15 protein-coding genes are annotated in these 19,461 nt (G+C 45.9%); 5 read left to right on the forward strand and 10 right to left on the reverse strand.

The features are described 5' to 3' along the window. The first annotated feature begins 2 nt into the window (after nt 1-2). Nucleotides 3-1,208, forward strand: coding sequence for a cupin domain-containing protein (locus tag PN836_RS13915; RefSeq protein WP_395339255.1), 1,206 nt, complete (start codon nt 3-5; stop codon nt 1,206-1,208). On the opposite strand, the gene PN836_RS13920 is transcribed toward PN836_RS13915, so the two are convergent. The 3 genes from PN836_RS13920 to nagA are packed head-to-tail and all read right to left on the reverse strand — an operon-like array spanning nt 1,169 to nt 4,589. Continuing rightward, entirely contained in the window at nt 1,169-2,233 is a 1,065-nt protein-coding gene (locus tag PN836_RS13920) for a D-cysteine desulfhydrase family protein (RefSeq protein WP_395339257.1), read from the reverse strand. The genes PN836_RS13915 and PN836_RS13920 overlap by 40 nt on opposite strands. 6 nt (nt 2,234-2,239) lie before the next feature. Beyond that, nucleotides 2,240-3,436, reverse strand: a complete 1,197-nt coding sequence (locus PN836_RS13925; RefSeq protein WP_395339259.1) for a hypothetical protein — start codon at nt 3,434-3,436, stop codon at nt 2,240-2,242. A gap of 19 nt (nt 3,437-3,455) precedes the next feature. Then, nucleotides 3,456-4,589: an N-acetylglucosamine-6-phosphate deacetylase gene (gene nagA, locus PN836_RS13930; protein WP_395339260.1), complete on the reverse strand. Its 1,134-nt coding sequence runs from the start codon at nt 4,587-4,589 to the stop codon at nt 3,456-3,458. A 177-nt stretch (nt 4,590-4,766) separates the two neighbouring features. Here nagA and PN836_RS13935 point away from each other — a divergent pair, with 177 nt between their 5' ends. Beyond that, nucleotides 4,767-6,947: an ammonia-forming cytochrome c nitrite reductase subunit c552 gene (locus tag PN836_RS13935; RefSeq protein WP_395339262.1), complete on the forward strand. Its 2,181-nt coding sequence runs from the start codon at nt 4,767-4,769 to the stop codon at nt 6,945-6,947. Between the two features lie 60 nt (nt 6,948-7,007). Here PN836_RS13935 and PN836_RS13940 read toward each other — a convergent pair whose 3' ends face one another. Beyond that, entirely contained in the window at nt 7,008-8,981 is a 1,974-nt protein-coding gene (locus tag PN836_RS13940) for a M1 family metallopeptidase (RefSeq protein ID WP_395339264.1), read from the reverse strand. A 177-nt stretch (nt 8,982-9,158) separates the two neighbouring features. Between PN836_RS13940 and PN836_RS13945 the strand changes: the two genes are divergently transcribed. Next, nucleotides 9,159-10,250: a Gfo/Idh/MocA family protein gene (locus PN836_RS13945; RefSeq protein WP_395339266.1), complete on the forward strand. Its 1,092-nt coding sequence runs from the start codon at nt 9,159-9,161 to the stop codon at nt 10,248-10,250. Nucleotides 10,251-10,281: 31 nt separating this feature from the next. On the opposite strand, the gene PN836_RS13950 is transcribed toward PN836_RS13945, so the two are convergent. Both PN836_RS13950 and PN836_RS13955 read right to left on the reverse strand, forming a co-directional pair. Further along, the gene (locus tag PN836_RS13950) at nt 10,282-12,435 is read right to left on the reverse strand and encodes a sulfatase (RefSeq protein ID WP_395339268.1); all 2,154 of its coding nucleotides are present in this window, start codon (nt 12,433-12,435) and stop codon (nt 10,282-10,284) included. 206 nt (nt 12,436-12,641) lie between these two features. Then, nucleotides 12,642-13,121, reverse strand: a complete 480-nt coding sequence (locus PN836_RS13955; protein ID WP_395339270.1) for a YHS domain-containing (seleno)protein — start codon at nt 13,119-13,121, stop codon at nt 12,642-12,644. Nucleotides 13,122-13,346: 225 nt separating this feature from the next. Between PN836_RS13955 and PN836_RS13960 the strand changes: the two genes are divergently transcribed. After that, nucleotides 13,347-14,177, forward strand: a complete 831-nt coding sequence (locus PN836_RS13960) for an AraC family transcriptional regulator (protein ID WP_395339272.1) — start codon at nt 13,347-13,349, stop codon at nt 14,175-14,177. A gap of 304 nt (nt 14,178-14,481) precedes the next feature. Here PN836_RS13960 and htpX read toward each other — a convergent pair whose 3' ends face one another. Further along, nucleotides 14,482-15,351, reverse strand: a complete 870-nt coding sequence (htpX, locus tag PN836_RS13965; RefSeq protein ID WP_395339274.1) for a protease HtpX — start codon at nt 15,349-15,351, stop codon at nt 14,482-14,484. Between the two features lie 64 nt (nt 15,352-15,415). After that, a complete protein-coding gene (locus tag PN836_RS13970; protein ID WP_395339276.1) occupies nt 15,416-16,693 on the reverse strand; it encodes an O-acetylhomoserine aminocarboxypropyltransferase/cysteine synthase family protein in 1,278 nt (425 codons plus the stop codon). Between the two features lie 277 nt (nt 16,694-16,970). On the opposite strand from PN836_RS13970, the gene PN836_RS13975 reads away from it, so the two are divergent. After that, the gene (locus PN836_RS13975; protein ID WP_395339278.1) at nt 16,971-17,579 is read left to right on the forward strand and encodes a hypothetical protein; all 609 of its coding nucleotides are present in this window, start codon (nt 16,971-16,973) and stop codon (nt 17,577-17,579) included. Nucleotides 17,580-17,607: 28 nt separating this feature from the next. On the opposite strand, the gene PN836_RS13980 is transcribed toward PN836_RS13975, so the two are convergent. Beyond that, nucleotides 17,608-18,063 (reverse strand): acyl-CoA thioesterase, encoded by a 456-nt coding sequence (locus PN836_RS13980; protein WP_395339280.1) that lies wholly within the window; start codon nt 18,061-18,063, stop codon nt 17,608-17,610. Between the two features lie 59 nt (nt 18,064-18,122). Next, complete coding sequence (locus tag PN836_RS13985) at nt 18,123-19,334, reverse strand: iron-containing alcohol dehydrogenase (RefSeq protein WP_395339282.1); 1,212 nt, start codon at nt 19,332-19,334, stop codon at nt 18,123-18,125. Between the last annotated feature and the right edge of the window lie 127 nt (nt 19,335-19,461).

A 19,461-nucleotide genomic window follows, 5' to 3' on the forward strand; every position in this document is an offset into this window, starting at 1 on the left:
CAGTGGCGCCGTTCATCGTAAAAGGCTTCAATTTTGAGGCCTTTATCAACACTTACTGGCAAAAGCAGCCCTGCGTGATCAAGCAGTTCATGGTGGATTTTGAAGATCCCATTGATGAGCATGAACTCGCTGGCCTTGCTCAGGAGCCCGAAATTGATTGCCGACTAGTTGCACAAAGTGACGGTCAATGGCTCGTCACGCAAGGTCCAATTGATGACTTTGAGCCCCTTTGCAAGGGAGCTTGGACGCTACTGGTTCAAGGTGTTGATAAATATATCGAGGAGGTGGATGCCTTAGTTGCGCCGGTCTCAAAAATCGGCAATTGGCGCTTAGATGACGTGATGGTAAGTTTTTCTGCGCCTGAGGCAGGCGTAGGGCCGCATATTGATCAATATGATGTCTTTATTGTTCAGGGCAAGGGTAAACGTCGTTGGCAAGTCGGGACGCCCGGTAATTTTACCGATGTCTTACCTCATCCATTGCTCAAACAAATCGAAGGCTTTGAGCCCATAATTGATGAGTGTTTGCAGCCTGGCGATGCCATCTATATTCCGCCAAAACATCCGCATAATGGCACAGCGCTTGAACCTTGTTTGAACTATTCCATTGGCTTCCGCGCGCCAACGAATTTAGAAATGCTGCATGGGATCTTGGATGAAGGAGATACCTTGATCGCTTATCAGCAAAGATATGAAGATCGAGATATTGCCAGCATTAGAGAGCCAGATTTGCCAAGTGAAAGCATTACCAAAACCGAGCTGAGTCGGCTAAAACAAAGCATCGTTGATTTGCTAGATACCGATGCTGCTGAGTATGCGCTTATGCGATATCTTTCTCGTCAATCTTTGCCAGAAACGACTGACCAGAGCAGCGAATGCATAAGCCACCAAGACGCTAGTGACAATTTGTTCGAAAAAAACGGCACACTGCATAGAAACACTGCGGTTAAGCCCATTTATAATACTACACGAGCTACAGCAGGGCTGACTGACAAGCCCTTTACCTTCTTTATTGATGGCAGGCCTTATGCGGTTGACGCCTCACTAACAACACCGGTTCAATCAATGTTGGCAAGCGCACATACAAGCCTACCGTTGGTCTGTGAGCTTGAGGTGAGCCAAAAACATTTACTGTCAAGCCTCGTGGCAGAACTGGTTAATGACGGCTTCTACTTTTTCTCACAAGACACCTTGCTCAGCTCATCTTGATAGGCGAATAAGGCGCTTGCGCCGCCAGTATGCATTAAGACAATATCTTGGTCGTCTACAAAATAATTGTTGCTGAGCAAGCTTTGCAAACCCAATGCAGCTTTTGCCGTATAGACTGGATCGAGCAATATGCCTTGTGTTTGAGCCATCAACTTCAGAGACTGATTAGCGGCCTTATCCGGCACACCATATCCTTGATTTATGAATTGATCGCATACAACAATATCTTCCAAAGAGATATTCGTTTCGCATGAAGGTAGCAGCAGCTGAATTTGGTTAAGAATGTTTTGTATTTTCTTTACCATAACATCACTTGGGTGGATTACCGATATACCCGTGATTTTTATCTGAGAGCCCAATGCGCGCAGGCCAAATATAAGTCCCGCTTGAGTACCGGCGCTGCCAGTCGTCAGGACAATGTGGCTGACATTCGCACCTTGAGCTTCAAACTGAACTAAGAGCTCACTTGCGCACTCAACATATCCCATTGCACCTATGCCATCTGATGCACCTAAAGGAATAGTATAAGCCCGTTTACCCTTCTTTATGAGAGAGCGCTCGAGCGTATTGATTGAGTCATCAAGCGTTTGTCCGCCGCTATGCGCACTATCAAAATAGTGTAATTGAGCGTCTAAAATCTGATTCAGTAAAATATTGCCGTTGCTGTGATAGCTCGTGTCTGGGCTGAAACTTTTGCTTGAAAACGGCTTGGTAAGCACAGCATGACATTCGATACCTAGCTTTGCGCATGCTGCTGCGGTTTGTCTTACATGATTAGACTGGAGCCCGCCGCAGGTGATCACAACATCAGCATTTTGCGCTAGCGCATCTGCAAGGCTGTACTCAAGCTTGCGGGTTTTATTGCCACCCATAGCAAGCCCGGTTAAATCGTCACGCTTTATCCATAGCTTGTTGGCAGCATTAATGCAGTCTGCGAATTGCAGCAAGGGCTCAAGGGGTGTAGGCAATGCTGCCAGTGATACTTTACTGGGTAGTTCGAAATTGCCTATAAAAGAAGTCTTCACACCGGGCTAGTTTTCATTTTCGCCAATTGTGGGTAACGGTGCCTCAAAACTCACATATAAGCTCTCGATTAAAGCCTGCTCCAGCTGTTTTTTAAGTGATGTGAAAAATACCTCTGCGGGCACGTCACGCGGTGCTTCTTTATACACTTTTTCCTCTTCAAATAAGGCCAATCGAGCTTCGAATTCGGGTATTTGTTCGTTTAGGGCTTCGTTTTCCTGTGCGGCGTCCTTAAGCAGAGCAAGCGCTTCACGCTGTGTATTAATGGCTTGCTCAAAGTTTTGATTGGCAGCGAATGTTGCAGCAAGCGTATCGACATAAACATAGCTGTCGGCATAGTCCTCGTCCGCTACAACGCTCTGAGCGAGTTCCAGCGCTGCCGGATAGTCATTAAGACTCGGGTAATCAGTTGTGGCAAGCAGCCAGGCAACATTGTTTGCGTTAATGGGAAAGTCTTCTTGCGTTGAATTTAGCAATAGTTTTTTCGCCGTGTTTGGCTCAGGCTCCCCCAAATAGCCGTTCAAAAATATATGTGCAATTTGTTCTGGTGTCACCCAGTAAGTACTTTGGGAGTAGGCTCTTTCGATTAGCCAACGAACGCTAGAGCGTTGTTCTAACTTGTTCAAACCTAGATAGTAAAGCGAGGCAAGATAGGCACTTGCAGCAGGCTCGTTTATCACTGCCATGTGCGCAATGCCACGCTCGCCAGAGTGTTTTAAATCCTCGTTATCACCTATTTCAAATAGTACAATGTAGCTCAATAATTCAGCATAGCTATCATGATCACTTAGCCAAACTAGCCATTCATAAGCGTTTTGCCAACTTTGAAATTCACCGTCGCGGCTATAGGCCCACGCTATACGAAGCGCCGCATCAATCCAGCCATCCTCTGCTAAGGCCAAGCAGGTTTCAAAATCTTCAGTGGGTTCGGCATTATTTACTTGGTTACACGCAAGTAGATTGTCATCCCATGGGATTTCGACGCTGGCGTTTTGGCGTTCTCTTGCCGCATCGTTTGAGCGCATGATAATAACTATGAGCACCGCGATAACAATCAACCAAATACTGCCAATTATCCATGACTTTTTGTTACTTGCTTTGATAAATAGACCTTCGAAGTGAGTGTTAGCGAATTTCCTTAAAGTATCGTATAGCCGTGCCAGAAGTGCAATAGACCATCTGTGACTAACATTAATATTGTGCATCGCATGGTATGATTTTTCTTTACAGGGGTTTGATTGGCTGTCCGCGATTCCATAACTGCTGTATAGAACATGTTTTATCTATGCTGATGAAGGTGGCGGGTGCGCCGCTTTGTAAGCCTATTTCGTTGTTCGGTAAGCCTAATAAAATAGAGGGTGTGTGACTTGCCATGTACACACTATCGTGTAATGAGACACCACAAAGCTCATGCATATTTTTTACCGCATCAATCATGGTTAAACATGAGCCTGCTAGCGTACCATCTGGTGTGCTGAGCTTGTTTCCAGATCGTATAATATGTGTGTCAAAAAAATCCATTCGCATCTTTTCAGATGCTGCCAACGCCATGGCGTCAGTTACAAGCATCAACTTTTCTCTTGTTTTCGCCAAAAAAGCTGCCTTGCAACAGCTTGGGTCAACGTGATGGCCGTCAACAATGATGCCTGCAAATGAGGCATCACTTGCAAGCGCAGCGCCTACCATCCCAGGCGCTCTAGACTGCATCTGAGACATGGCGTTAAATAAATGGGTAAATCCTATCGCGCCAGCATCAAGCGCTTCGTTGACCTGTTCCAAGGTAGCATTTGAATGCCCCAGAAACACAAGAATACCCAATTCTCTCATTTGCGTAATAAGACTTGCAGGCACCGTTTCTGGCGCAAGCGTCACCATGACTTTCCCTATATCATTGCGCTCAAGTAGCGCGATTTCTCTATCACTTGGCGGACGAATAAATCGCGCCTCATGAACGCCCTTTCTTGCTGCGCTTAACCAAGGCCCTTCGAAGTGAATGCCGAGCACGCCAGCATGTTCCGTGTTTATTGCTTTAGCTACCGCATCGGCTGCTCGTGCCATTTTGTTAAAGTCATCCGTAATTAAGGTTGGTAGCATGCCGACGGTGCCGTATTGTTGGTGAGCAGCAAATATCTGTGTCAGGCATTCAATATCAGGTTTGTCATTAAATAAGGCGTTCCCACCGCCATTGACTTGGATGTCGATAAAACCCGGGATAATAATGTCGTGCGTTTCATCACATTTAGCGTAATCAATCTCTTGAGCATCGGATATGCTTAGTATGTGCTGATCTTGAACACAGATAACTTGGTTTGTTAACCACTGTTCTGGGTGAAAAAGTGTTTTCGCAAAAATTTTCATTGTAACTGCTTTATTTGGCTGTTGTGCTGATGGGTATAATGCAAGTTCTAACTCTGTAGTATGTTGACTTGTTGCTATACTAAGCGCAACATTATTTATCTGAGCTGTTTTGTGCGAGCGTCTGCCTGTAAAGTTCGAGCAAAAGGCATAGCTAAAATATCCCAACAGGTCTCGAATTTGAAGTTTTCTGATTTTACCCGTGTTTGTAGTTTCCTTTTTTTTGCCGTGCTTGGCAGTGCATGTTCGAATGCGCTGGCTTTTACGTCTGGGGCATCCTCAGAGCTAAGCCCGACAAAGTTCAGCAATAGTCAAGACTGTCAGAGCTGTCATCAGGCACAATTCTCTGCTTGGGAAGAATCTCACCACGCAGATGCTATGCGTGTACCCAGTGCCGACACGGTACTAGCGGATTTTGCGCAAAGCAGTGCTACGCATTTCTCACAGGAGGCTATTTTTTATATCGACAATGGTGAGTACTTTGCGACGGTCAAAGACAGCAATAGCGAAAGAACATATAAAGTCGCTTACACCTTTGGCGTGTATCCACTTCAACAATATCTGGTTGCTACTGAAAACGGCAAGTATCAAGTGTTGCCGTTTGCCTGGGATACGCGAGTGAAAGAAGAAGGCGGACAGCGCTGGATGCACTTATACCCGAAAGAGGACATTGCGTTTAACGACCGTCTGCATTGGCAACAACCCCTTCAAAATTGGAATGGCATGTGCGCAGATTGTCACTCCGATGGCTTGGTGCGCGGTTTTGACGATGAAACTAACGTGTTCAATACGCGCTTTGATGAGGTCAACGTCGGCTGCTTGGCTTGTCATGACGATAAACGTGAAATCCACAGTACAGCAAAAAACAAAAACCCAACAGAGACGACCTTGAACAATCAAGGATTCTGGCTTAGAAAACCCGAACAAGCCGTCGCTTCATGGCAGGGTGGGGCGCGTGATACCACTTATGAACAAACTTGCTATGCCTGCCACTCCTTGCGCGCTCCACTTACCGATGGTTTTGATAGCACAAGCGCCTACCTTGACCAATTCACGCCTAATCTCATTACACCCCCTTTATACTATGCTGATGGGCAAATTTTGGAAGAGGTGTATGTGATGGGCTCATTCATGCAGAGCAAAATGGCGCAAAAAGGCGTGACCTGCGTGGACTGTCATGACCCACATAGCTATAAAATAAAGACCCAGGGCAATGGCATGTGTTTACAGTGCCATTCACCTCAAGTGTTTGAAACACCTAAACATCATGGGCATTCAATTAAAACTGCTCAGACTGATCAAGATTTACGAGGCAGTGGAACCCAGTGTGTCGATTGCCATATGCCAAAAACGACCTATATGAATGTAGATGCCAGAGGCGATCATAGTTTTAAAATTCCGCGCCCTGAATTTACCATTTCAGCGGGCGTGCCCAATGCATGCAACCAATGCCATCAAGATGAGTCGCCTCAATGGGCGCTGGCTCAAATAGAATCGTGGCATCCAGATAGAGCAGGCCCAGCAATATCAGAACAAATGTTCTTGAATCTTTTCAACGGCTTGGATTACCAAAATATATTACGCCTTGCCAGCAATCAGGCCTTGCCGCCCATCAAACGAGCAACAGCGATTAGCGTATTGCAATATGTGCAAGCCCTGCCCGCACGAGATATTCTCAGTTTCTTAAACTCAGACGACGCACTCATTAGGATGGCTGCTGCCCAAGTTGCCGAGAGATTGACCGGCGCTGAGCGACAGCACTACCTAGCGCCATTGCTCAGTGACGATATCCGTGCAGTGCGTATTGCCGCGGCGTACGCTTTGTTAGGTGTTGAAGTGCAGGCACAGTGGCAGCAAGCCTTTGAAAATGCGTTTAAAGAATTAACCCTGAGTCACACTTTGTCTGCATGGCGCGGAGAAGGACGCATGCAGCAAGGCATGACGGCGCTTCGCACAGGGCAACGAGACAAAGCTGAGGAGGCTTACAGAGTCGCCTTATTTATTGACCCTTATTTCCCGCCTGCATACATCAATTTGATAGAGCTGTATCGACAAACCGGCCAAACAAAAAAAGCCGAAGAGATCTACCTTAAAGGGCTTAAAAACATTCCCGAGTCGGGCGTGTTGCGCTATTCATATGCTTTGAAGTTTGTGCGCGATAAAGCGCTCGAGAGTGCTTTAGAGCAAATAAATGCGGCGCTTGATGCCGAGCCGCGAAACGCTCAGTTTGCATACTTATACTATTTAATATTGGATAGTATGGGGAAACGTGATCAAGCGAAAGAGGAGTTACGCAACAAATTAGAAAGCTACGATAATAACCAACAGCTTCGTGCTCTAATCAATAATTGGGGAGCGTAGCATCGCAGACTAGGTCGTAGCCGATTGGGCTATGCGATAAAGACATAAAAAAGTGTAAGATTATTCAAGAAACACTTCATTTGCCTTAATCGTTAGTGGATGATAGCCAAGCCTTGCTTGCGCAAAAGCGCGCCTTGCGAAGGCTTTACCTTCTTCAGTCTTCGCTAATTCTCTATACAGCGGTTTCACTAACTTATTGCGACCAATTGACACCAGATAATCGTATAAACGCTCATAAGCTGCTTCGTATTGGTTTCGAACTGCGATCATAAGCCAGCTATGCGCGATTTCGTTATTTTTACTTTGCGTAAGTGCAAAGGTCTCATCCAATGCATTCAGTTGAGAAAGGCTCAGTTCTAGCGGCAAATTATTCAAAAAATAGAGCCATTCGTGAACGGTCCAATTGCTCGTTTCTATGCTGCTAGTCTGTACGTCGTCATTTAGCCATGCACGTCGCGCCTCATCGATAATGGCAAATGCGTCAGAGTCAGGTACTGGCGCCGAGCGCGGTATTCCCGGAGCAAAAATCCATTCTTCAAAACGCGCTCTAGTGAGTAAGTCTGAATAATCCGCAAGGAGTGTTTTGTCGGCATATTCGAGAAAATCGTCAGTGGTGATGCTTTGAAAGGCGAAATCTTGAAAGTATTGAAGCAAAAAGTCATCAAAATTGTCGCGTCCAATCTTATGCTCAATTTCGCGTAAAAACAGAGCACCTTTTTCGTATGGAATATTTGAAAATACATCGTCAGGGTTCCGACCGCGCAAATCAATGGCCATTATTTGGTCTTGTTCATCAAGTGATTCTATATCGGCCTGCAAGTCTTGGTATCCCAAAACAGCTTCCATTTTGTAGCGGTCCGTACCGTAGATCATCTCCATGATGCGATAGGTTAAATAGGTGGTAAATCCCTCGTTTAACCATAAATCCCGCCATGTGGCGTTGCTAATCGTATTTCCTGACCAACTGTGTGCTAGTTCATGCGCAATCAACGATACCAAACTTTTATCGCCCGCAATGACCGTGGGTGTAATAAATGACAAGCGAGGGTTTTCCATGCCGCCAAAGGGAAATGAAGGGGGCAGGATAAGCAAATCGTAACGGTCCCAGCTATATGGCCCGTATTTTTCTTCGGTGGCGATGAGCATACTTTCGGTATCCTCAAATTCTTTAGCGGCCGCTTGCAAAAGCTCAGGCTCTGCGTACACGCCTGTGCGCTCTCCCATAGGCTCAAAAGCCAAGTCGCCAATCGCCAGAGCAATTAAGTAGGATGGAATAGCTTGTGGCATCGTAAATTCATACACACCATCTCGCTCAGTGTCTGGGTTGTTGGCCGCACTCATAACGGCTAATAACTCTTTCGGTGTGCGAATTGTGGCATCAAAAGTAACTCTAACCTGAGGTGAATCTTGCAAGGGAATGAAACTTCGAGCATGCACGGCTTGCGCTTGGGTGAACAAAAATGGATGCCGCTTACCAGCGGTTTGCGCAGGACTTAACCACTGAACGCCAGAGGCTTGAGGCGAAGTTTGATAGCGGATGCTCACATGATTTGCATCAGCGGGCAAGTTTACTATTAGCGGCGTGCCTAACTCGGGATCAGTAACGCCAAGCGAGAATGTGAGTGCCTTTATGTCATCCGCTTCAGATGAACTCGCGTAAGTGACAGAATCAATGTTCAAATCGCGAGTGTCTAAAACTAACTGTGTCGCTGAGGGATTTTTGCGATGAAAGCTCAGCGTTGCCCTTCCAATCAGTTGCTTTCGATCAAAGTTCGCCTCTAGATCCAGCGAAATATGCCTCACCAGCACTTCTTCTGGATTGGAGAATGAGTGATAGTCTTTGCTTAAATCTATGGCGTTCGCTTGCATACCTGCAATATCACTAGTTCCACTAACGGCTGCAGCGCTTTGCGAGTTTATCGTTTCTTTTTGTAATGTTTCGGGCTCCTTTGAGCATCCGCTTAGGGTGAGTAAAGCGATTAAAAAGATGACTGAAAATAAGCGCTTTAAGACTGTCTGATGATAAACGCGCATGCGTGTTCCTTTAATTGTTCTTTGCTTTAGCTCATGTTCATTGTCAACACGAAAGCCTGCATTCTGATCCGCTAATAGTAGGGTATAGTGCTTAGTCGAAGTTTCCAAGCTATACTCAAGTAAAGGTGCTATTTAACCAGCATCGCTAGTAAAGGGTTTAGTGTAAGGAGAAAATTCATGTCCAAATTGTCTCGTCGCCGTTTTCTAAAGTATTCCTCGTCTCTTCTTGCGCTTAATGCCATTGGCGCGTCTTCGTTGAGCTATTCCCAAACTAGAAAAATTGGCGTTGCCCTGGTTGGCCTTGGAAATTATAGCGAGCGAATGCTTGCCCCCGCCTTACTTGACTGCAAGCATTGTGAGCTTCGCGGCATCGTGACCGGCTCGCCTCAAAAAATCCCGAAGTGGCAAGGGAAGTACGGCATTAAAGATAAGAATATCTATTCTTATGAAACGATGCACGAGGCTGCAAATAATCCTGATATCGATGTTATGTATATCGTGACGCCTACCAGCACTCACATGAAATATGCATTGCTTGCTGCGAACGCGGGTAAGCACGTTTGGTGCGAAAAACCCATGGCGATGAACACCAACGAGTGCCAGCAAATCATCGACGCCTGTGATAAAAACAAGGTAAAGCTGACGATAAGTTACCGTATGCAACATGAGCCTAACACCATTCGATTCGGGGCTTACGCGAAATCAGCACCTTTCGGTAAAATTCAATCGGTGTTCACCAGAGCTGGCTATGCTGGAAGAGGTTTCCCAGAAGATAACTGGCGCATGAAAAAGGACATGGGCGGCGGTGCGATGTATGACATGGGTGTGTATCCTTTAAATGGCGCTCGATACCTCACCAAGATGGAGCCTATTGCGATATCAGCCACGCACGAAAAGTCCCATCCTGATATATTCAAGGAAGTGGATGAAACCACCTATTTTACTTTGGAGTTCGCAAATGGACTGACAGCGGATTGCGGCACTAGCGTGGTGAAGTCTTTCAACAAAGCGCGCGTAGAATGTGAAAATGGATGGTACGAGCTTAAACCAATGTCAGAATTTACAGGCGTGACCGGAACAACCAGTGCCGGAGAAGTATTTCCTGCCATCAACAAAAGGCAACCAACGCTTCAAATGGACAATGACGCGCTCGCCATCATCAACGATACCGATGTATTGGTACCGGGTATAGAGGGGATGCGCGATATCCATGTGGTTGAGGGTGCTTTTAACTCAGCAGCTCAAAACGGCAAGCGTATATTATTGTAAAACATCACTTACTTAATTGGGCGAATCTTGCCTAGCGCTCAGTAGGTAGAAATAAATCTACCCGTTCAGCAAACGGCGCAGGAATCTCAACCAATGGTTCTGGACGCGGCATTCGATCCGCCCATTGCCAATACTGCTCTCGGAGGTTCGCCGCAATATCTGGATGTGCGTTTATGTAATTGACGCTTTCGGGCTCGGTTTTAGTCATGTCAAACAGATACTCACGTTCGATACCTGCTTGCATATATTTCCAGTCTCCTACTCGTATAGCGCGCTGGAAGTAAAACCGCCAATGCTGTGGACGTGTGTCAAATCCAGTGGTATCGCCTACGATAAGCGGCATCAAATCCATTCCATCTAGTGAGTTCAAATCCTCTACACCTGCGGCCTTAACCGCAGTATATGCAGCGTCTAATGATGAAACAGGTGTATCAACAACGGTGTTAGCCGGAATTTCCCTTGGCCAATGAACGATGTAAGGAACGCGCAGCGCACCTTCAGTAAGCATGCCCTTTTCGCCCGTAAATGGATCGTTTCTCGAACCATTCCAGGCTTCCCTAGTATTGCTCAAGGGAGCATCGGTCATATCGTCACCCAGCGGAGCACCGTTATCGCTCATAAACACAATGATCGTATTATCCAAAATGTTGTAGTCTTTTAGCTTTTGAACAACTTTTCCCACACCATCGTCGATGGCTGCCATCATCGCAAGTGCATAGCGTCTGCGCTGAGGCATATCAGAAGGAAATCTATCAAGATATTCTTGCGTCGCTTCTAATGGAACGTGCGGAGCATAGTGGGCCACATGCATATAAAAGGGTTGTTTCCAATTGCGGTCGATAAAAGTGAGAGAAGTGTCGGTTACTAAATCTACTCTAAATTGGCTATTAGCGTGACGCTCTAATTCTATGGAACGGCCTTTGTTGTCAATGTTGCGCATATACGCACCCGTATATCCGGCTAACATTTTGTCAAATCCGCGTTGGTGAGGTAAATAATGATTGCGAACGTTTTCGGGCACTTGACCTACTCGATAAGGTTTGATGTCGGGAAAATTATTATCAAACCATTCGCCCGAATTGTTCATCACCTCCAGATGCCATTTTCCGAACATGGCTGTTGTATACCCCTCGCGCTTTAGCTTACTTGCTAGCGTTTCCACGTCTAAGGTCATCGGGATGTGGCGGTTCTCGTCCATTCTAAACTTGCTCTGATGGATGCCTGTCATCATTGCCGCGCGAGAAGGTGAGCATTGAGGCGCAGTGACGTAACCTTGTGTAAACAACGCGCCTTGCTTAGCTAATTCATCAATGTTTGGCGTATGGATGTCGTCAAGCGCTTCATGCACGCCGATATCAGCAAATCCTTGGTCGTCTGTGAAAAACACCACAATATTGGGTTTGCTTAACTCGACAGCGTCCGCTGGAGCAAGCATTCTTACTTTTCGAAAGGTCGATAGTTTAACATCATCGCTCCCATAGACAGAGCTTGCTCTCGCTAAAACCTCCAGACTTTCAAAGTCTTGTGCCTCTTTATTGTCGATTGGCACTCTGAAACGATGCTTGGTATCAAATGTGCCGCAAATGCGTGAAATGGCGTCTTCCGCCACCACGTTTGTCGAAACAGGTTCAGTAATTGGAATTTCTTCACCGGTTTTGCTACGAACACTTATCGTAATATCTACATCATCGTCAATACCCGTTTGGCATGCCCAACCCATTGCAAACAAACGGCCATTTGTTCGGCTCACGCCCTCTAAAAAACCGCGTAATTCGGTCGGAGGATGTTCAGGTAGCACATATTGTCGGCGACCATTGATTGGAAAGGACTCTGAGTCAACCTGTGTCTCTATATAAAGCTTTTGTCCCGAATAAGCAAAAATGTCACGTTGTTTAATTGCAAATCTAAAACGATGATCTGCTTGTGTCAGGCAGCGCGCCCTTACTGCATCTTCTGATTTTCTGTTGGCAATTGCGGTCGCAATGAGTTGCGCACTCTGACGAGATTCTCCTGCATACAAAAAAGCTGTCAGTGCTTTCTCATTGTTCTGCTGACAGACCCATCCTGAAAGCGTTAGAGACGAAGTATTGCCACTAGGGGGTTGGGAGAAGCCTTCGATATTTGAAGCGTGTACCTGTGTAATGATGTTCAACATCATGATAAAAACGAAGGGGGACGTGCGCATTAACCGGCTCCATATTTACGACCGAGCAAGCTAAACTGTCGGACTGCATCCTGTAAAAACTCGCTTAGTTTACCGCGGCTTCGAATTTAAGTAAATCAAACGAAAAAACCTCGCACAATTGTGCGAGGTCTTCTATACAAAGCAAGGTTCATGCAGCGGCTACGAGGTCCCCTTTCGGGTTACCGCCTGAGCATAAGCGAAGTAATTTACTCGGCTTCTAACTCAGCATCCGTTTTGCTTTTTATATCACCCCAGTTGCCGTCAGCAGTTGAGATGAATTCTGGCACGTTGGTCAACCAGCGTTCCTGAACTTGTGCATTAAGATTCAAATATAGTTTATCATCAACAATCTTAAACGCCGTTGGGTCGGTATCAAATTTTCTATCCATAGTGACACCAAAGGCGCAATAACCGCCGTATTGCGGTGCGTATTTTTCAGGATTTTCGCGGAATAAATCTCTATGCTCTTCACTGGCAAACTGATAAATAGCATTTTTATAGGTGGCGGTGAAATTTGCGTTCCCCAGCACAGGCGCGCCATCGGTGAAGTAAGAAACGGTATCATAGCCTTGTATGGCCAAATCGTTTGCATTGGCATTTACGTCGATGTCTGCAGCAAATGTGAATGTGCTGATAGCTAAGGTTGCGCCAAGGGCGGCAGCTTTAAGTACGGTAGTGAAGTTCATAGTTGTTTCCTTTTTAGATTAAAATTTAGTGGTCTATGTATTTTGTTGAAGCTAATTTATATTCAAGTATCTGTGGCGCTTCGTGTTTTCATTGTCAGCTTGGATTTAATGCGTCCTGTTTGCTGAACAACTCATTTAAGTGACACTACATAAGATAGAGGATTGCTTATACAAAATGGATGAACTAGTCTTTAATTCAATACAAATCGTCCAAAACGAGGTGATATGGACGCTTTATCTGAAATTTTGAAACGCTTCAACTTGCATGCAGACGTGTTTTTTAGCGGAAACTTATGCAGTTTAAGCGAGTTCGATGAGCCTGATGGCAAGCGCGGGCACATTCATATCCTAAAGTCTGGCGCGCTTGAGTTAATTGATCATAGCGGTAAAAAGCGCAGCATTGCTCAGCCCTGCGTAATGTTCTTCCCCAGAGGTAAGCAGCATAGAATTGTGCCAGACCCAAACAAAGGAGCTGACTTGGTATGCGCCACCATTGATTATCAAGACGTGAGCGCCCACCCGGTAGCACTTGCATTACCTGATTTCATGAAGTTTCAATTTAGCCGATATCCGGATCTCAAAAAATCGGCAAAATGGATATTTAAGGAAGCCTTCGGCGATGCCGACGGACGTTTGCCCATGATCCATCGCCTATGTGATATCTTCATTATCCAAGTACTTAGAGAGGTGCTTAAAAATGGTGAGATTCAACACGGCATGTTAGCGGGTTTGGCGCATCCGCAATTATCGAATGTGCTTACACATATTCATGCGCAAGCAGATTACCCTTGGAGTCTGGAGACTATGGCTGAGCTAGCGTTTATGTCGCGCTCTAAATTTGCAGACTTGTTCAAAGATACAGTGGGCGAGACGCCAGGTGAGTACCTAACAAACTGGCGGATGAATATTGCGAAAAACGCACTTTTGAAGGGTGATTCGGTATCGATGGTTGCTGAAAAGGTGGGCTATGAAAATGGCTCAGCACTTGCCAGAGCCTTTAGGAAAAAAATTGGTCTATCCCCAAAGGCTTGGCAACAACAGCACCTTAGTGTCTAAAAGGGGCAATCAAACCTAGGGCGTGTTGATCTTTGCTGTATGAATTTTGTACGCTCTGTGTGTTCATCGATCGCGGCACATGCTCGCAGGTGCAGTGTATCTGCATCAAGAGCATGTAACAAAGAGCGGTGGACACACAGAGCGTACCCTTTGTGGCTCCCACAGCAGTGAGCGCTTGTGCACCATTTATACTGCATCATCGCAATTTTATGTAGATGACTACACTTCAATTGCGTTTCTTTGTCTAAATAGCGCACAAACTGCTGCAAAATCATACAGCAAAGATCAACACGCCCTAGTGATTTTAAAGTGCCTTTAATGCCGCTATGCGATCTTCTAATGGCGGATGGCTAGAGAAAATCTTTTGTACTTTGCCTGCGTTTATAGCAAATGCGGCCATTTCATCGGGTAACTTTGCACCGGAGGAGTCGCCTTTTAGGCGCTCCAGAGCCGCAATCATGTTTTGTCTGCCTGCCAGTTTGGCCCCACCTTCGTCAGCGCGAAATTCGCGATAGCGAGAGAACCACATTGTGATTGCGGTCGCTAAAATACCTAAAACGATTTGCGCAATGATAGACACGATATAAAACGCAGGGCCGTGCCCCCGTTCTACTTTAAATACGACTCTGTCTACGACATGCCCAATGACTCGTGATAAAAACACCACAAATGTGTTTACCACACCCTGAATAAGCGTGAGCGTGACCATATCGCCGTTCGCCACATGGCTGACTTCGTGCGCTAATACTGCTTCAATTTCCCCTTTTTGCATAGACTGCAAAAGCCCTGTGCTAACGGCAACAAGCGCATTGTTTTTATTCCAGCCGGTCGCAAACGCATTAGGTGAAGGATGGTCAAAAATACCCACTTCAGGCATCCCTATATTGGCTCTTTCTGCTTGCGACTTAACCGTAGAGAACAACCAAGCCTCTGCATCATTAGCGGGCTCGCTTATAAGCTGCACACCCATGGACCGTTTTGCCATCCACTTTGAAATGAGCAAAGAAATAAAAGAGCCGCCAAAACCAATAACGGCAGAAAAAACTAACAGTGCCTGCAGGTTTAAGTCGACCCCATTTTCGGCAAGAATACCTTCAAGGCCGAATAAACGAAATGTAAGGCTCAATACCACCATAATGGCGATGTTGGTGCCTAAAAACAGTAATATTCTCATTAACTACTCATCTATTATTTCAAAACCTTTGCTACTAGAGACTAGCACACTTAGACCCGCTTGCTTACACCTGACTGGCTTTTAATGCTTGCTCAATGTCGGCGAGAATATCGTCAATATGTTCAATGCCTACCGATATTCGAACCATTTCTTCAGACACACCTGCGCTTTCAAGCTCTTCTGGGCCAAGTTGCCTGTGCGTTGTGCTTGCTGGATGGCAGGCAAGGGATTTTGCGTCACCAATGTTGACTAGACGCAAAATCAGCGCCAGTGCATCAATAAATTTTGAACCAGCATCAATACCCCCTTTAATGCCAAAGCTAATTATGCCAGCCGCTTTACCTTTGCAGATTTTTTGGCAAGTTTCATAATAAGGGCTGCTTTCAAGCGCAGCGTAGTTGACCCATTTGACGGCATCGTGCTTATTGAGATATTCAGCCACTTTCTCAGCATTCTCGCAGTGGCGCTCCATTCTAAGCGCAAGCGTCTCTAAGCCCTGCATAATTTGAAAGGCGCTATTAGGGGAAAGCGCCGCACCTGTATTTCGAAGTGGTACCACCCGACAGCGTCCGATGTAAGCGGCTGGTCCAAGCGCTTCTGTGTACACCACGCCATGATAAGAGGGGTCAGGCGTCGTCATCATTGTAAAGCGCTCAGCATTTGCCGCCCAATCAAATTTACCTGAGTCGACAATCACGCCACCTATGGTAGTACCATGGCCGCCGATGTATTTGGTTAATGAATGGATAACAATATCAGCGCCGTGGTCAAAAGCGCGGCACAGAATTGGAGTGGCTACCGTATTATCAACAATTAACGGCACGCCAGCATCATGCGCAATTTGCGCCCAGCGCTGGATATCAACCACGTTGCCGGCAGGATTACCAATAGACTCACAAAATAGCGCACGGGTGTTTTCGTCAATCAACGAGGCAACTTTGTCGTAATCATCTGATTTTGCGAAGCGGGTTTCAATGCCCTGACGAGGAAAGGTATGGGCAAACAAATTGTAGGTGCCACCGTATAGCTGACTAGTGCTGACAATATTACTTCCTACTTCGGCGATGGCTTCTATTGAATAGCGAATTGCCGCCATGCCCGATGCCACAGCCAGCGCGCCGATGCCGCCTTCCAATTCCGTAATACGCTGCTCTAACACCGCATTTGTGGGATTCATAATCCGACTGTAAATATTCCCAGGTACCGCAAGATTGAATAAATCTGCTCCGTGTTGGGTATCGTCAAAGGTAAAAGAAGTGGTTTGATAAATAGGCGTGGTGGCTGCTTTGGTGGTTGGGTCGCTCTGATAGCCTGCGTGTAGAGCAATAGTTTCCGCTTTCATGACATCTCCGTGTGAAAGGTGAATCGCTGATTTTGAGCACGATACTTTACTAAACAAAGTATTAAGCGCAATCGTCTATTTAAAAATACTAATAAATAGTGATGCTTATCCTATCCTGATGCAGCTGTAGTAATAACGCTAATTGCACAGTCATATCGTCTCGCTTGCCTGACACAAGCTTGTAATTGTACATTTTTTAATCTACTGTGGAGATTAATTGCTTGCATCATTTCAATGATGTCGCACCTCAAAGGATACATCATGAAAAGGAATGATCATGTCAAATCGTAGTTTTTACAGCGCGCTTTGTTCATTGGTATTGATGCTAACGCTAGCGCAATCCCAAGCAAGTTTGATGACCGATACGGATGGTTTTTCGGTGAGTTTAACGACCAGTGGTGATGATACAAATTTCTTTGGGCCGCCTGACTTTACAGACAATTATAATCCTTTTGGTGCTTTTGGAAATACCTTACCCGCACCATTTGGCGACGGCACGGAGATTGAAGTGTCGTTTTTCGATACTTATTTCGAAATCAGACAATTCGCACGGTCGTCTTTTGAGCCTATTGCGGCAGATTGGACTATGCTTTTCTCTAGCATCGAGAATGCGACTCCCATAGTAATGGTTAGCTTTGACGAAATCAGCAATACATTCCCGCATGAATTGGTCTTAGATAGCACTGGCGATAGCATTTCCGTTTTGTTCGCAGGCGGGAGTACGGACACACTGGCGATAGGTGCTGAAGCTTGGTTCGCCCGTGTAAATCTTGAGTTTGATCTTGCAGAAGTACCCGTACCACCCACTTTGTTCATTGCTTTGCTAGCGTCTTTTTACTTGTTTTACCGAGCTAAACAAACACCACTTGCTAAAGACAAACAGTAGCTTGCCCGCGCCTGTATAAATCGCATCATTAACGCAATGTCTCTGTTAGCGCAGTGCTGAGCGCGGCGCGCGTTTCCTGAGGGATAGAAATAGATCTATTGGTATCTCGTTGGACAAAAACATGTGTCAATGAACCTGTCGCGCAGGCCTTTTCTTCATTGTCTTTAAAAATGGCTACACCATAGCGCACAGACGAATTACCTAAATGGTCTACACAAAAACCACCCACTATTTTGTCGGGAAACGAAATGCTGGCGTGATATTCACAATTTGAGGCGACCATTAAGCCAATGTGCTTGCCAGTGTGAATATCCAACTGAGCATGCTCAATCAAAAACTGGTTCACGATTGAATCAAAATAGCTGTAGTACACCACATTGTTTACGTGCCCGTAGATATCGTTGTCCATCCAGCGGGTGGTGATGGGAAAGAAAAATTTGTAGTGCTCTCGCATTTGCTTATTGTTGTTTTGTTCGCTTTTCACTGCCCTTAGTTTCCTGTTTAATACCCTACAATTGTTTTATTCCCAAACTCGTTCAATTATCAGAACGCCGCCTCATAGATGGCCAGCGCATCACTGCGCTTCACGGTTTTTGGGTTGTTAGTTAAGAGGCGAGTTTGCAGCATTGCGTCATCGGCTAAAAGCGGCAAATCTTTTCTGGCTATATTTAAGTCTCTTAGCTTAGTGGGCAGATTAAGTCGCTGAGTTAGAGATTCAGCGTACTCAATCAAGGCATGGCTGCTATCTTGTGCGTTCTGTTGGGGTGACAAATCGTTCACAACAAAAGGTGCTAGCTGTGCATACTGTTTGTATGCTGAGTCATGATTGAACTTTAGCACATGGGGCAATACCAGAGCATTGCTCAGCCCGTGAGGAATATGAAAGTGACCTCCCAGCGGATACGCAAGCGCATGCACTGCCGCTACTGGCGCATTGGCAAAGGCTTGTCCCGCGAGACAGGCGCCAAGCAACATGTTTTGTCTGGCAAGAATATTTTGACCATCAAAGGTAGCGGTTTCGATGTTTTGTGACAATAAGCTCAATGCTTGCCTGGCCAGCATATCAGAATACATGTTCTTCTTGTGAATGCTCGTGTAGGCTTCAATCGCATGCACCATTGCATCAATTCCGGTTGCCGCAGTGACGTGAGCAGGTAGGCTCAAAGTGAGCTGTGCATCTAAAAGCGCAATGTCGGGGATAAGTTTTGAAGACACAATTCCCGCTTTTGTGGTTTCGCCGGTGGTGATCACAGCAATGGGCGTTACTTCTGAGCCGGTGCCTGCTGTTGTTGGTATACAAATGAGAGGCAAGCGTTCACAGTGAATTTGCTCTATGCCGTAGCAACTTGCTAGCTCAATGTTGCTCTGCTCAGCCTTATCACTTGCAAGTACGCTCACCACTTTTGCACAATCCATGGCACTGCCGCCACCAAAACCGATAATGCCATCTGCGTGATGCGATAACGCGCATAGTAGCGCTTGCTCAATAACCTTTTCGGATGGGTCTGCTTGTACGTCACTAAATACGGCAACTGCAGCAATTCCGTTATTTGATTTTGTACATGTACTCGATGATTCTGTCGCGCTCAAAAGCGTGCTCTCTATTGGCTCTAGAAGTCCAGAAGCAAGTATTCCTGGGTCTGTAATAACGCAGGGGCGCTTGATGCCAAGCGACGCACAATGCTTAGCAATGTCAGACATACCGTTTATTTGATTGACTATCTTTTTTGCACTGGCGAATTCAAATGGCCCCATGTTTATCTCACAACTCAATTTCTCTCAATACAGCACTATACGAAATAAAAAGCAGAGGCGAGCACATATGCTCAAATAAAACGTTAAACTGCGCATTACCGAACGGTCAAGCAAACCGGGCAACGAA

This window comes from Ningiella algicola, from assembly GCF_028401415.2.
Taxonomy (GTDB): domain Bacteria; phylum Pseudomonadota; class Gammaproteobacteria; order Enterobacterales; family Alteromonadaceae; genus Glaciecola.

Coding starts and splice junctions, on each gene's coding strand:
- PN836_RS13940 (WP_395339264.1), bottom strand. CDS start 8,981: ATGCGCGTTTATCATCAGACAGTCTTAAAGCGCTTATTTTCAGTCATC.
- htpX (WP_395339274.1), bottom strand. CDS start 15,351: ATGAGAATATTACTGTTTTTAGGCACCAACATCGCCATTATGGTGGTA.
- PN836_RS13975 (WP_395339278.1), top strand. CDS start 16,971: ATGTCAAATCGTAGTTTTTACAGCGCGCTTTGTTCATTGGTATTGATG.
- PN836_RS13960 (WP_395339272.1), top strand. CDS start 13,347: ATGGACGCTTTATCTGAAATTTTGAAACGCTTCAACTTGCATGCAGAC.
- PN836_RS13955 (WP_395339270.1), bottom strand. CDS start 13,121: ATGAACTTCACTACCGTACTTAAAGCTGCCGCCCTTGGCGCAACCTTA.
- PN836_RS13985 (WP_395339282.1), bottom strand. CDS start 19,334: ATGGGGCCATTTGAATTCGCCAGTGCAAAAAAGATAGTCAATCAAATA.
- PN836_RS13950 (WP_395339268.1), bottom strand. CDS start 12,435: ATGCGCACGTCCCCCTTCGTTTTTATCATGATGTTGAACATCATTACA.
- PN836_RS13925 (WP_395339259.1), bottom strand. CDS start 3,436: ATGCACAATATTAATGTTAGTCACAGATGGTCTATTGCACTTCTGGCA.
- nagA (WP_395339260.1), bottom strand. CDS start 4,589: ATGAAAATTTTTGCGAAAACACTTTTTCACCCAGAACAGTGGTTAACA.
- PN836_RS13945 (WP_395339266.1), top strand. CDS start 9,159: ATGTCCAAATTGTCTCGTCGCCGTTTTCTAAAGTATTCCTCGTCTCTT.
- PN836_RS13970 (WP_395339276.1), bottom strand. CDS start 16,693: ATGAAAGCGGAAACTATTGCTCTACACGCAGGCTATCAGAGCGACCCA.